Origin of the sequence: Acinetobacter sp. WCHAc060033, from assembly GCF_004209125.1 — a bacterium.
Lineage (GTDB): Bacteria > Pseudomonadota > Gammaproteobacteria > Pseudomonadales > Moraxellaceae > Acinetobacter > Acinetobacter wuhouensis.
The window spans coordinates 1-13399 of record NZ_SGSW01000069.1 but is presented as its reverse complement, the minus strand read 5'-3'; the positions used below and the strand labels follow the sequence as shown (position 1 = coordinate 13399).

General features: G+C 39.8%; 10 protein-coding genes. 7 read left to right on the top strand and 3 right to left on the bottom strand.

The annotated features are described in order from the left end of the window. Positions 1-304: 304 nt before the first annotated feature. Both EXE10_RS19040 and EXE10_RS19035 read left to right on the top strand, forming a co-directional pair. On the top strand, positions 305-1654 hold the full coding sequence (locus EXE10_RS19040) for an MFS transporter (RefSeq protein WP_130114446.1): 1350 nt from the start codon (positions 305-307) through the stop codon (positions 1652-1654). Between the two features lie 138 nt (positions 1655-1792). After that, the gene (locus EXE10_RS19035) at positions 1793-2104 is read left to right on the top strand and encodes an ankyrin repeat domain-containing protein (protein ID WP_068973335.1); all 312 of its coding nucleotides are present in this window, start codon (positions 1793-1795) and stop codon (positions 2102-2104) included. A 307-nt stretch (positions 2105-2411) separates the two neighbouring features. Here EXE10_RS19035 and EXE10_RS19030 read toward each other — a convergent pair whose 3' ends face one another. Continuing rightward, on the bottom strand, positions 2412-3107 hold the full coding sequence (locus EXE10_RS19030) for a TIGR04219 family outer membrane beta-barrel protein (RefSeq protein WP_130114445.1): 696 nt from the start codon (positions 3105-3107) through the stop codon (positions 2412-2414). A gap of 133 nt (positions 3108-3240) precedes the next feature. On the opposite strand from EXE10_RS19030, the gene EXE10_RS19025 reads away from it, so the two are divergent. From EXE10_RS19025 to EXE10_RS19010, 4 genes are all read left to right on the top strand, one after another. Further along, a complete protein-coding gene (locus EXE10_RS19025; RefSeq protein ID WP_130114444.1) occupies positions 3241-4689 on the top strand; it encodes an aldehyde dehydrogenase family protein in 1449 nt (482 codons plus the stop codon). Between the two features lie 69 nt (positions 4690-4758). After that, on the top strand, positions 4759-5346 hold the full coding sequence (locus EXE10_RS19020; protein WP_130114447.1) for a DUF1287 domain-containing protein: 588 nt from the start codon (positions 4759-4761) through the stop codon (positions 5344-5346). Between the two features lie 336 nt (positions 5347-5682). Continuing rightward, entirely contained in the window at positions 5683-7167 is a 1485-nt protein-coding gene (locus tag EXE10_RS19015; RefSeq protein WP_130114443.1) for a sodium-dependent transporter, read from the top strand. 1 nt (position 7168) lies between these two features. Next, on the top strand, positions 7169-7279 hold the full coding sequence (locus EXE10_RS19010) for a methionine/alanine import family NSS transporter small subunit (RefSeq protein WP_086322749.1): 111 nt from the start codon (positions 7169-7171) through the stop codon (positions 7277-7279). A 75-nt stretch (positions 7280-7354) separates the two neighbouring features. On the opposite strand, the gene rsmB is transcribed toward EXE10_RS19010, so the two are convergent. Beyond that, positions 7355-8662, bottom strand: coding sequence for a 16S rRNA (cytosine(967)-C(5))-methyltransferase RsmB (gene rsmB / locus EXE10_RS19005; RefSeq protein WP_130114442.1), 1308 nt, complete (start codon positions 8660-8662; stop codon positions 7355-7357). Further along, on the bottom strand, positions 8659-9618 hold the full coding sequence (gene fmt / locus EXE10_RS19000) for a methionyl-tRNA formyltransferase (protein WP_130114441.1): 960 nt from the start codon (positions 9616-9618) through the stop codon (positions 8659-8661). Before fmt ends, rsmB begins: the two co-directional genes overlap by 4 nt. 468 nt (positions 9619-10086) lie before the next feature. On the opposite strand from fmt, the gene EXE10_RS18995 reads away from it, so the two are divergent. Then, on the top strand, positions 10087-13399 hold a 3313-nt coding region (locus tag EXE10_RS18995; protein ID WP_265937145.1), incomplete at its 3' end, for an ESPR-type extended signal peptide-containing protein.

Sequence of the window (13399 nt, the reverse complement as noted above, 5' to 3'; positions counted from 1 at the left end):
CAATAACAAGAGCAAAAAGAGGGGATAAAATTATTTAGAATAACTCAATGAAATTTCGATTTTATAATGATAATAATCCCTGAATATATCTTGAAAATTACTATAGAATAATCGCATGATGAGAAAATATTTAAATTAATTAAATAATAAAATCATGTATTTATAATATTTATACTACTATAAATTTGTATTATCCATTTGTCTAATTGCTGATGAAATATGAGATGCGTATATTTCGCAACCTTGAATTTTACTTAAAAATTCAATTGAAATATCGGACAAGTACTCATGGGAGATGAGAACGATGACAATGGAAAACATAGATATTAATTCTGTAGTCGATAAGGCGAAATTCACCCCGTTTCACTTCAATGTAGTGGCTTGGTGCTTATTGATTATTTTATTTGATGGTTATGATTTAGCGATTAATGGTGTGGTACTTCCACTGTTAATGCAGGACTGGGGCTTAACTGCGATGCAAGCAGGTATGCTTGCCAGTACTGCGCTCGCAGGGATGATGTTTGGTGCGATGTTCTTCGGCTCTTTGGCGGATAAGATTGGTCGTAAAAAAGTCATCATGATTTGTATTGTGTTATTCAGTGGTTTGACTTTTGCAGGTGGTTTTGCCTCAAATCCAACTGAATTTGCAATTTTGCGCTTTTTAGCAGGTTTAGGTATTGGTGGGGTAATGCCAAATTTGGTGGCACTGACCTCTGAATATGCACCGCAAAAAATGCGTAGTACCTTAGTAACAACGATGTTCAGTGGTTATGCTGTTGGTGGTGTAATGGCTGCATTATTAGGTTCATGGTTTACCCCAAGTTTTGGTTGGCAGATCATGTTCTTTATTGCAGGGATTCCATTATTTTTATTGCCTGTGATTTGGAAGTTTTTACCTGAATCTTTAGCATTTATTGTGAAAGAAAATAAACAGGATAAAGCGCGTAGCATTGTACGTCGCTTGGCGCCAAATTTAACAGTAAATGACAATACCACATTCACATTGCCTAAAGTTGAAGTGCCTGAAGCTGCTAACGTGGTGAGTTTGTTCCGTCGTGGACGTGCAACCAATACGCTTTTATTTTGGCTGGCATTTTTCACATGTCTATTAACTATGTATGCATTGAGCAGCTGGTTGCCGAAGTTAATGATGGCAGCGGGTTATTCAATGGATAACAGTTTAATGTTCATGATGGTAATGAATGTGGGTGCTGTGGTTGGTATCGTGGGTGGTGGTATTCTTGCGGATCGTTTCCATTTAAAACCTGTGCTTATGTGCTTAGGCATTGTCGGTGCAGTTGTGATGAGCTTGATGGGCTTCCAATCGAATCAGTTCCTGTTATACATTTTAGTATTCTTAGCAGGTGCTGCATCAATCGGTTCGCAAATGTTGCTTTATAGCTATGTGGCGCAATATTACCCACTTGCAATTCGTTCGACAGGGATTGGTTGGTCTTCAGCGATTGGGCGTATGGGCGCAATTGTAGGTCCAATCTTAATCGGTGGCTTATTGGGTATGAATTTACCAGCTCATTTTAATTTTATGGCAGTTGGTTTACCTGTATTAATTACCGCAATTGCTGTTGCTTTGATTATGCATGATAACGACACTGATAAAATTGAGATTCGTGAAACTTCGGCAGCTAAAGCCTAAGTTCTGATTTTTTGAAAATCTAAGCCTCCGTAAGGGGGCTTTCTTTTATCTGCAATGTTTAATGTATAACAAAAGTTGAACGTTGCTTTACTTGAAATGAATCCATAATATAAAGATTCTGAACATTGAGTTGTTATGATGAAATTAAATTCATTTTCCCCAATCCCCGAAGATGATGAAGAACTGCATCTTCCTGAACTTGTATATTGGTCATCTTTAGGTGATTTGGAACAAGTCGAAAGATGTCTTGCTGAGGGTGCAGATGTAAATACCGCAGACGATGAAGGCTATAGTGCATTGCATGCTGCGGCAGAGAATGATCATTTAGACATTGTAAAACTGTTAGTCGCAAAAGGTGCTGATCTCAGTTTTAAATCTGAATATACTGTACTTGAGCTTGCTGAAATGGCTGAGAATGCTGAAATCATTGCTTATTTAAAAAGTCTATAAATCAGAAATTCAAAACACATATAAAAAAAGAAACCCCATCGTCCTGATGGGGTTTCTTTCGTATTGGTGAGTTAGATCTGACTCCTGTCGAATCTCACGTTCCTGATGCTCAGACGCTTTATTGTTGTTTTATGTCTGGGAAACTTCCTGTTCCCTATAACCATAGAATATAAAAATCTGATGTACTCGAATAGCAGATAAAAGCATGAATTGATGTAAGCAATTTCGTACATTTTAAAGGGATTAATTTTAAAATGATAAAAAAGCAGATCCATTGACCTGCTTTTATTCTACCGCAACTTCTATTTTAGAAATGCGCATTTAAGCCGATATAGGGACCTTTGAAGTTAAACTTCATGTCACGTTTATCAAGATCATTGAGTTCAATATTTAAAACACGATAACCGACTTTTGCACCCAAATCTAAAGCAATTGATTTGACAAAGTCGTATTGGAATTCAGCTTGCGCATCCGTGATTTTTACATCATTGACATTGGTATAGGTTGCTTCTGCTTTGGCACTTAAACCTGTAAATGGAAGTTTAGCACCGACTTCTGCATAGATAATAGGAGAGTATTCATCGACATCAACGCTTTTGGCAAATTGTTTGACTGAGCCATTGAGACGTGTTGCACCAACACCAATATCTGCTTTGATGATGTTGTCTAAAATTTCATAATAGAGAATAAGGTCGGTGTGATCTAAGTTGATCTCAGTTTTTGCTAATTCTTCAATGGTATTATTTGATTCAGTTTCAGTGTCCAATTGGGTATATTTTAATTTTACATTTGGAATCACTGGAATCGGATGTTCAAAAGCAACAGAGGCTTGTACTGTTCCCTTACGGTCTAAGTCTTGGTCATTTAAGTGTTTGCGATCAATATTTGATTCGCCTTCAATATTCCAATAGCTAATGTCGCCTTTTAAGCCAATAAAATCTGCTTGTGCAAATGAACACAAACCTAATGTTGCAATAAATAATGGTAGTTGTAACGTTTTCATATTTCCCTCTTGATGAAATGATCTTTTTTCATCTGATTTTGTTACTTAAATACATTTTAATACTGTACCAACTGAGCGCATGATATAGAGGTTTATTTCAGTTTGCATTATTAAAATACAATTAGAGGACACAATGAAAGATTCTATTGATCAGACCGTAATTGAGCTTCCACTATATGTTGCATCTAAGCCTGTAAAAACAGGGCAATGGCTTGAAGTGCATGATAAATTTTCAGGGAAAGTGTATGCCAAAGTGGCTTTGGCAGATGCTAAGGTTTTAGAGAAAGCGATCAGTTCAGCAGTCAAAGCTGAACAGGAAATGGCGGCATTAAAACCATTTCAAAAGCAAAAAATATTATTGCATTGTGTGAAGCGTTTTAATGAGTTGCGCGCAGAACTCACTGATCTTTTAATTATCGAAGGTGGGAAACCGAAGCTTGCAGCAGCAGCGGAAGTTGAGCGCTTGATTAATACCTTTCAAATCGCTGCAGATGCTGTTTCGACTATTGATGATGGACGGTTGATGCCTTTGGCAGTCACAGCTGCGGCAGGGGCATATCGTGGCATGGTGCAACATGTGCCGATCGGTGCAGTATCCTTGATTAGTCCATTTAATTTCCCACTGAATTTAACCGCACATAAAATTGCCCCTGCGATTGCAGCTGGTTGCCCATTTGTACTGAAACCTGCCAGTTTAACGCCGATCTCAGCACTCAAAATTGCCGAAGTCTTGGCTGAAACGGATTTGCCTAAAGGTGCTTTTTCGGTATTACCTTGCCCACGTGAACAAGCAGATGTGTTGGTCACGGATGATCGTTTTAAATTACTCAGCTTTACAGGTTCTGATCAAGTGGGTTGGGATATGAAAGCCCGTTCAGGTCGTAAAAAAGTGACTTTAGAATTGGGAGGAAATGCCGCAGTCTTGATTGAGCCTGATACAGAAGTCACAGATGCTCTGATTGATCGTGTGATTGGCGGAGCATATAGTCATGCAGGGCAGGTATGTATTAGTGTGCAACGTATTTTAGTTCATGCAGATATTTATGCTGAATTTAAGAAAAAACTTGTCGCAAAATTGAAAAAAATTAAAGCCGCAGATCCACACTCAGACACGACTCTGGTGGGACCAATGATCAAAGAATCAGAAGCGCTACGTTTGAAAAAATGGGTGGATAAGGCAGAGAAGAAAGGTGCAAAAATACTTACAGGTGGTACTTTGAAAGGTGTGTTGTTTGAACCAACCCTACTCGAAAATGTCGATGAGTCACTGGAAGTATATCAAGATGAAGTCTTTGGTCCTGTCGCGATTCTAGAAAAATATAAAGGCTTTGAAAAAGGTATAGAGATCATTAATAAGAGCCGTTTTGGTCTACAAGCAGGAGTCTATACACAGAACCTGAATAAGATGCTCTATGCATGGGATCACTTACATGTCGGTGGTGTGATTATCAATGATATTCCAACCTTCCGTGTCGATAATATGCCGTACGGTGGTGTGAAAGATTCAGGCTTAGGTCGTGAGGGGATTCAGTCTGCGATTCGGGATATGCAAGAAGAACGATTGCTTGTGATTAAACAATAAGTCATATTAACAAGGAGCTTCGGCTCCTTTTTTAATCATTAGATATTTTGAATAATTTGAGCGTTGATGATGAGAATAAAAAATTTAAATCAGTTTTTTGCACTATTTTTATTGATGTTAAGCAGTTTACCTGTTTGGGCATTTCAATCTGAAAAGTTAGTGACAGATGCACGTTCGCAAATTTGGAAAACACTGTATTACGATCCTGCTTATACCCAACTGAAGTATCCAATGGGTGATGTACCTTTGGTCAAAGGAGTCTGTACCGATGTTGTGATTCGGGCTTTACGCCATCAAGGCATTGATTTGCAACAGCGCATTCATGAAGATATGAAAGCCAATTTTAAACGCTACCCGCAGAAATGGGGCTTAAAAGGCACGGATAAAAATATTGATCACCGTCGTGTGCCGAATATCATGACCTATTTCCAACGCCAAGGTTATCAAGCAAATGATCAGAAATATCAAGCGGGTGATATTGTGACTTGGGATTTGGGCAAAGGATTGGTGCATATTGGGATTGTTTCAGATAAAACAGCACTAATTTCCAAAAACCCGTTAATTATTCATAATATTGGTTATGGCACTCGGGAAAATGATATTTTGTATGAATATAAAATTACAGGGCATTATCGGATTCCGAACAATGTAAAGTAAAACTTAAGTGCTCTAAATAAAAATGTGCAGAAGGAGCAAAACGGATAAAAAAATAATCAATTAATTGGAAAAACTTCATTCTAAAGTCGAATTTAGTGTAGAAACTACAGTAAAAGGCAAGGAAAACAGGTATTGTTGCGCCATTAAACAACATTTTTTAAGATTTTCTTTAAGCAAGAAATCAGGACAAAGTGTTGGTTTGCAATAACAACAAAGTGCTCAAAAGGTGCTGTTTTATTCAAACAACAAAGAATTTAGGAATTGGACTCTTTTTTGCACGTCAAAGATAAACACAATATGCGGCAATGGAGAGCCCACACATTTTAGGTATTTTCTATGTCAGATAATCGTGAAAGCTGGTCGGCACGATCAGGCTTTATTTTAGCGGCGATTGGTTCAGCCGTGGGTTTGGGTAACATTTGGCGGTTCCCTTATGTTGCTTATGAAAATGGTGGTGGTGCATTTTTAGTACCGTATTTGATTGCAATTTTTGCAGCAGGTCTCCCACTATTATTTTTAGACTATGCCGTGGGGCATAAGTTCCGTAAAGCACCTCCAACGGCTTATAAAAAGTTAATGAACAGTGAAGCATTGGGTTGGTGGCAAGTGATGGTGACCTTGGTCATCGGGATCTACTATGCCAGTGTCTTGTCATGGGCAGGCAGTTATATGTACTACTCCATTGGTCAACAATGGGGCGCAAATACCGAAGACTTTTTCTTTAAAAGCTACTTGGCAAATGGTGAAGGTTTGGCGATGGGCTTTGTACCCACTCTATTCTTTGGCTTAGTCATTGTATGGGCAGTGGTAATGTTTATTCTCTATGGCGGTGTTCGTCGTGGAGTAGAACTTGCCAATAAAATCTTTATGCCTTTACTGGTCATTTTATTTTCGATTCTCGTGATTCAAGCAATCCGCTTACCAGGTGCAGCAGAAGGTTTAAATGCATTCTTTACACCGAATTGGGATGCAATGACCAATTATAAAGTGTGGTTGGCAGCGTTCGGTCATATCTTCTTCTCACTCTCTGTTGGTTTCGGGATCATGTTGACCTATGCATCGTACTTGAACAAAAAAGCCAATATGACTGGTTCAGGTGTGGTTGTGGCGTTAGCGAACTCATCTTTTGAAATCTTGGCAGGGATCGGGGTTTTCGCTGTACTCGGTTTCATGGCACAAAGTTCGGGTGTACCTGTAAAGGAAGTGGTTTCAGGCGGAATTGGCTTGGCATTTATCGCATTCCCGAAGATTATTTCAAGTATGGGTGCGGGTGGTGATTTATTTGGATTCTTGTTCTTTGCTTCACTTGTTGTCGCAGGGATCACCTCAATGGTCAGTATTTTACAAGTGCCAATTGCAGCGTTTCAGGATAAGTTTGGTTGGTCTAAAAATAAAGCTGTGACGATTATTGGTGGTGTTTCTGCAGTTATTTCAACGATTTTATTCTCAACACACAGTGCCATCACCTTTGTTGACATCATTGACTACTTTGCCAATAACATTGGTATTGTGGGTGGTGGTCTATTGTCGATTATTTTGGTGTCATGGTTCCGTCGTCCATTGATGAAACAACTTCAAGATCATGTCAATCAATACTCAAGTATTAAACTTGGTGCAGGTTGGAATTTTTTACTGAGCGTCATTACACCATTATCATTACTCGTTGCGTTGGGATTAACCATTAAAGCAGTGCTTACCGAAGGTTATGGTGGTTATCCTTCATCAACCTTGTGGTTGATTGGTGGTGCTGTATTGGTATTCTTTGTACTGGGCTCAGTGTTACTCAGCGTTATGAAAGACAAAACTTCGGGAGACAACTAAGATGAATACATCCGCGATCATCATGATGATTTTGTCGATTGTTTTATTGTGGGGTGGTTTGATTCTTGCAACCATCCATCTTGTTAAAAATCCAGATGAAGCTGAAGATTGATTTCAGTACTTTAAATATAAAAATGCCCGATCACTTGATCGGGCATTTTTTATAGCGTTTCAGTGAAGCAAAGGTTTATGCGGTTTTCTGGATTTTACAATAATAAAAACCATCGCCAAAACCCGTTTCAGGCAATAACTGACGACCATGAATCTGAGTTAAACCCCATTTTGCATCAATTTTTACTTCTTTAGCATCCGCATGTTCAGCAAAGAAATTTACCATTTGCTGTTCATTTTCAGCTTTTAAAATAGAACAAGTGATGTAAAGCAATGTGCCACCAACTTTAAGCTGTTGCCACATCTGGTTCAAAATCTGCTTTTGCAAATCCACCGTTTTTTGAATATCAGTAGACTGACGCAGTAAACGAATATCAGGATGACGACGCATCACGCCGATGGCAGAGCATGGCGCATCTAGGATAATACAGTCTACAGCTTGCTCGGTTGTCCATGTGGTTGCATCCGCAGCAATAATTTCCACATTAGCATAGGCATTTAATTCAAGACGTTCTAAGTTTTCAGAAACACGCAATAAACGCTTTTCATCATGATCAAGTGCAATCAGTTTTTTGGGGTTAAAACGCTCTAAAATATGCGCTGTCTTACCACCTGGTGCAGCACAGGCATCGACCACGACTTTATCATTTAAGTCCGGAAGTAAAGTCGCACAAAGTTGGGCATGTTCATCTTGAACTGAGAAACCACCTTCTTCAAAGCCGGGTAAGTTGGTGATATTTCCTGTTTGTTCGAGAACAATTCCGACTTCAGACAAGTCACATGGATGGGCACTGATGTTTTCTTCTTCTAAAATTTCAAGATATTCATCACGGCTGATTTGACGTTCATTCACACGGAGCGTCAGTGGTGCTACTTGTTTGAGGTTGTGGCACAGTTCAGGCAATTGTTCAGCCCAATCTTTTTTCAGACGTTTAAATAACCAACTTGGTAAACCATGCGCTTCATTTAAGGCTGTTTGGAATTCTTCTGTTTCACGTGAAACACGGCGCAGAACTGCATTGACCAAACCACTCATCGGCTCAAAACCAAGTTGCTTAACGGCATTGACCGTTTCCGAAATCGCAGCATGCGCAGGAATACGCGTACATAAAAGCTGATATAAACCGAGATATAAACAGCTTTCCAATGCTTCATTGTCCAAAGGTTTAGTCAGTAATGGCAAAGTAATGGCTTTTAATCCATACCATTGACGTAGACAACCTAAGGTGAGCTCATGATATAAGCCACGATCTCGTTCAGACACAATATTTAAATGTTGGTTTAAAACAGAATTTAAAGATTGACCATTTTGGACAGCCAATAAAGTTTTCACCACTTGAGCACGCAAATTCAAGTTTTTTGCTGATGATTGAATTTGGCTCATGAGAATATATGTCCTACAGAAAGTTTATGACTTTGCAAAATTTGTACTGCGTTGATAGCTTTGCCCCCTGGCCATTGTAAGCTTGAAAGGCAAATCACACCTTCACCACATACGACATGCACGCCGTGTTTATTGATCTCAAGAATTGTACCGACAGATTCACCATTGGCAATTAGGTCTGAAATTTGAGAATTCCAAATCCGTAAATTGTTATTTTCATCAATCGGGGTAAAAGCCACTGGCCAAGGATTAAATGCGCGAATGTTACGGTCAATTTCAATGGCAGACTTTGACCAATCCACTTGAGCTTCAGCCTTTGAGAGCTTGTGTGCATAAACCGTGAATTGCTCATCTTGCACTTCACGCGTATCCAAGTAGTGTTGTAATTTTTGTTCTGTTTCTAAAACCGCGCAAATCGCTTCCGCACCTTGAATGGCAAGTTTGTCATGCAATGTTGCAGAGGTATCAGTCGCTGTGATTGGGCATATGGTTTTATACATCATATCACCTGTATCCAAACCCGCAGCCATTTTCATAATGGTCACACCTGTTTCAGTATCACCTGTGGCGATGGCACGTTGAATCGGAGCTGCACCACGCCAACGAGGGAGTAAAGAACCATGAATATTTAAACAACCATACTTCGGTGTATCTAAAACTGCTTGAGGCAAAATTAAGCCATAAGCCGCAACGACCATGACATCTGCTTTTAAATCTGCCAATTCTTTTTGTGCTGCCAAACCTTCTTCAGTTGAAGCCTTGAAATGCAAAGGTTGGTAAACAGGAAGATTATTTTCCAAAGCAAGTTGTTTTACCGCAGAGGCTGTTAATTTTTGTCCACGGCCTGCTTTACGATCAGGTTGGGTATATACAGCAACAATTTCATGATCTGTTTGGATCAAAGCTGCTAGAGCAGATGCTGCAAACTCAGGGGTACCTGCAAAAATAATCTTCAAAAGTGAAACTCATCCAAAATTTATCTAAGCATAATTATAGCAAATCTTTAAAAATGAAAATTACAATAAATCAAAGAATCATATTTTTATAAAAATGTAAATATTATTTTCGTAACTTAATTTGGATATTGATATGTAAATAAACTAAATAATTGCGGGCTTGGGTGACAAAAAATGTCATATATGTGATTTCAGTTAATATTAATTTAGCTATTCTTAATAATATTTGATATATATCTATGCGTATGATTTAAATAATTAATAATTTTAAAATATATGATTTAGTCACCTTTTATTTGAATATGGTGAATTGTTTTGTGTAAATATTAAAATAAAGTGAAATATATCTCAAAAAATCATTGCATAAAATATTGGTAAATTGTTAAATAAGCAAAAATTTGTATGTTTTATAGACATTGCTGGAACAAAAACAACCATTGCAATGCTAAACCTAGAGGAAATACTTTGATGAATAAAATTTATAAAGTGATTTGGAATGCGACTTTAGGTACTTGGGTTGCAGTGTCTGAGTTAGCCAAAGGCAAAACCAAGTCGTCTAAAGTGACAGGTATTGTTGGTGCAGCAACAGTTGCATTCATGGTGACATTTAGTCCAGAGGCGGTAGCAAATTTAGCAGTTTGTGGAGGAACAACACCCGTAGGCGCTCAGTTTAATACTGGTAGCGATGCCACCTGTTATGGAGCAGAGGCTAAAGCGACTATAGGTGGAGCGATTGCTATTGGGGATAATCCATCAAATAAAGCAATCGCTACAGGAAATGACAACTTAGCCATTATGTCAGGTGCGACAGCGACCAGTGGTGATTCAACGAGTACAGGAAACAATATTGCGATTGGCCATAATGCCAAAGCAACAACCACTGGCGGAGCGCAACAAGCTACTGCTGTAGGTTCTTTTGCTCAGGCAACGGCAGGTAATGCAACTGCTTTGGGAGGGACATCAAAAGCTTCAGGGGTAAGCTCAGTTGCGATAGGTAATGGGGCGCAGGCAACTGCGACTAATGATGTTGTAATTGGTAGTGGTTCAGCTTCTAATCGAGCAAATAATATTAGTGATCAGGGTATTACTAATATAAGAGGTGGTGGTTCTGTTAATTTTGCAACTGGTGATACGAAAATCCTTGCTGCTTCTGTAGTCGTAGGGGATAACTCAACGATATCAACTGCTGGTATTGCTATTGGTAGCAAAAATATCGTAGATTCTACGGCGCCTAGTTTTGCGATCGGCTTGGGAAATAAAACATCTGGTCTAGGGTATAATGTTGCGTTGGGAGTAGGAAACCTAGTAGATGGTGTAGGTGGTGTAGGTATAGGTGTTGCTACAAAAGTTACAACTGACGCTACAGCGATTGGTCGTATGGCATATGCTGAAGGAGTTAATAGTGTCGCTGTTGGTCGTATTGCGACAAGTAGTGGGGCGGGTTCGATCGCATTGGGTAGTGGTTCAAATGCAGGCGCGAATTCAACTATTGCGATTGGTCAAAATGCCAATGTAACGCAAGTATATGGTACTGCGATCGGTTCAGGAGGCAATACAGTTGCTAATGCGACTCAAGTTGCTGGTGCTGGTGCAACAGCAATCGGTGGGAATGCAACAGCAGGTGCGAAAGCGCTGAGTGCAGACTCTATTGCGATTGGTGGTGAATCTGTTGCTGGAACTGCGACAAATGTCAATGCAATTGCGATTGGTAAAGGTGCGCAAGCGACGGGTAACCAGTCTATTAGTATTGGTGTGGGCAATAAAGTTTCAGGGAACAACTCTGGTGCAATTGGTGACCCAAGTATTATCAATGGTGCAAACTCTTATTCTGTCGGTAATAACAATACGATTGGTTCTACAACAACGGATGCTTTTGCACTAGGGAATAATGTTTACTTAGGTGCAACTTCTGCGGGTGTAGATACGACCAGTGTGACGGGTACAGTTGCGATCGGTAGTACAGCAACTTCATCAGCGCTACGTGGTACAGCACTAGGTTATGGTGCAAATGTAACAGCGAATGATGGTGTTGCATTGGGGAGTGGCTCTGTTGGTGGTGCATCATCAGGCTCAGCTTTCCTAACGGGTGCTGGAGCTCCAACACTTGGTGCTGTAGGTGTAGGTGGTCGCCGTATTCAGAACCTTGCAGATGGTTCGGCAGCTACTGATGCAGTTACGGTAGCACAACTAGATAAAAGTCATGATGATACGAATGCTAGACTAGTCGGTGCTTTGGGTGCAGGTAGTGGTGCTACCTATGTTGCAGGGACAAATACCTATACAGCGCCAACCAATATCGGTGGAACGGGTAAAACAACGATCGATGATGCGATTAAAGCATCAAAAAGAACCGTTGTTTCAGGTACAAATGCTACAGTAGTACCAGTGACGGCAGCAGATGGCTCGATCACCTATACAGTAAATGCTGATGGCACAACAGTATCAGCATCACCATCATCATCTGTTACAGTGACGCCTGGTACAAAAAATGCGAACAATGTAACTGATTATGCAGTTGATTTATCAGCAACAGCGAAATCAGATATAGCTAAAGGTGTTGCGGCTAAAACAGCGATTGATGGTACAGGTTTAACCTTTACAGGTGATGGTGGTACAACGACAGGTGTTAAAAAGTTAGGCGATACTGTTGCAGTAACAGGTGATAGTAATATCGCGACAGTGGCATCGGCTACTGGGGTTCAAGTTAAACTGAATCCAGCATTGAATGTCACTAGTGTTACAGCAGGAAATACAAGTTTAAGTACAACAGGTGTAAACACGCCTCAAGTTGTTGTTGGTACAGGCGCAAATACAACAACATTGACCAGTACAGCCAATGGTTTAGATGTAGGTAGTGATAAAGTCACTAATGTTGCGGCGGGTGATATTAGTTCAGCAACATCTAAAGATGCAGTGAATGGTGGTCAGCTATTTACAACAAATACCAATGTCACAGCAGCTCAAAATGCGGCAAATGCTGCACAAACAACAGCAAATACAGCGAATACGACAGCGAATAGTGCATTAAGTAATGCATCCATAGCAGATGGCAAAGCAGTAGCTGCTCAAACGGCAGCGACTACAGCAGATGCGAAGGCTGTTGCAGCACAAAATACAGCAGATCAAGGTCTAAATTTCAAAGCAAATAATGGAACTGCTGATAATGTGAAATTAGGCGAAACGGTTACGTTTGCTGATGGTAGCAATACAACAGCGGAGTATGATGCATCAACCAATACTTATAAATATAATATAGTGAGCGCGCCTGTATTTACAGGTCAGGTCAAAGCGAATGGATTTGATGCAAATAATAACAAGATCATCAATGTTACAGATGGCTCAGTTGCTGCAAACTCAAAAGAAGCAGTGAATGGTGGGCAACTCTTTACAACAAATACCAATGTCACAGCAGCTCAAAATGCGGCAAATGCTGCACAAACAACAGCAAATACAGCGAATACCACAGCGAATAGTGCATTAAGTAATGCATCCATAGCAGATGGCAAAGCAGTAGCTGCTCAAGCGGCAGCGACTACAGCAGATGCAAAGGCTGTTGCAGCACAAAATACAGCAGATCAAGGTCTAAATTTCAAAGCAAATAATGGAACTGCTGATAATGTGAAATTAGGCGAAACGATTACGTTTGCTGATGGTACCAATACAACAGCGGAGTATGATGCAACAACCAACACTTATAAATATAATATAGTGAACGCACCTGTATTTACAGGTGAGGTTAAAGCGAATGGATTTGATGCAAATGATAACAAGATCATCAATG

What these genes read in the sequence shown, in the direction of transcription:
- EXE10_RS19035 (WP_068973335.1), top strand. Translation starts at nt 1,793, where the DNA reads ATGAAATTAAATTCATTTTCCCCAATCCCCGAAGATGATGAAGAACTG.
- EXE10_RS19025 (WP_130114444.1), top strand. Translation starts at nt 3,241, where the DNA reads ATGAAAGATTCTATTGATCAGACCGTAATTGAGCTTCCACTATATGTT.
- EXE10_RS19030 (WP_130114445.1), bottom strand. Translation starts at nt 3,107, where the DNA reads ATGAAAACGTTACAACTACCATTATTTATTGCAACATTAGGTTTGTGT.
- EXE10_RS19015 (WP_130114443.1), top strand. Translation starts at nt 5,683, where the DNA reads ATGTCAGATAATCGTGAAAGCTGGTCGGCACGATCAGGCTTTATTTTA.
- rsmB (WP_130114442.1), bottom strand. Translation starts at nt 8,662, where the DNA reads ATGAGCCAAATTCAATCATCAGCAAAAAACTTGAATTTGCGTGCTCAA.
- EXE10_RS19010 (WP_086322749.1), top strand. Translation starts at nt 7,169, where the DNA reads ATGAATACATCCGCGATCATCATGATGATTTTGTCGATTGTTTTATTG.
- EXE10_RS19020 (WP_130114447.1), top strand. Translation starts at nt 4,759, where the DNA reads ATGAGAATAAAAAATTTAAATCAGTTTTTTGCACTATTTTTATTGATG.
- EXE10_RS19040 (WP_130114446.1), top strand. Translation starts at nt 305, where the DNA reads ATGACAATGGAAAACATAGATATTAATTCTGTAGTCGATAAGGCGAAA.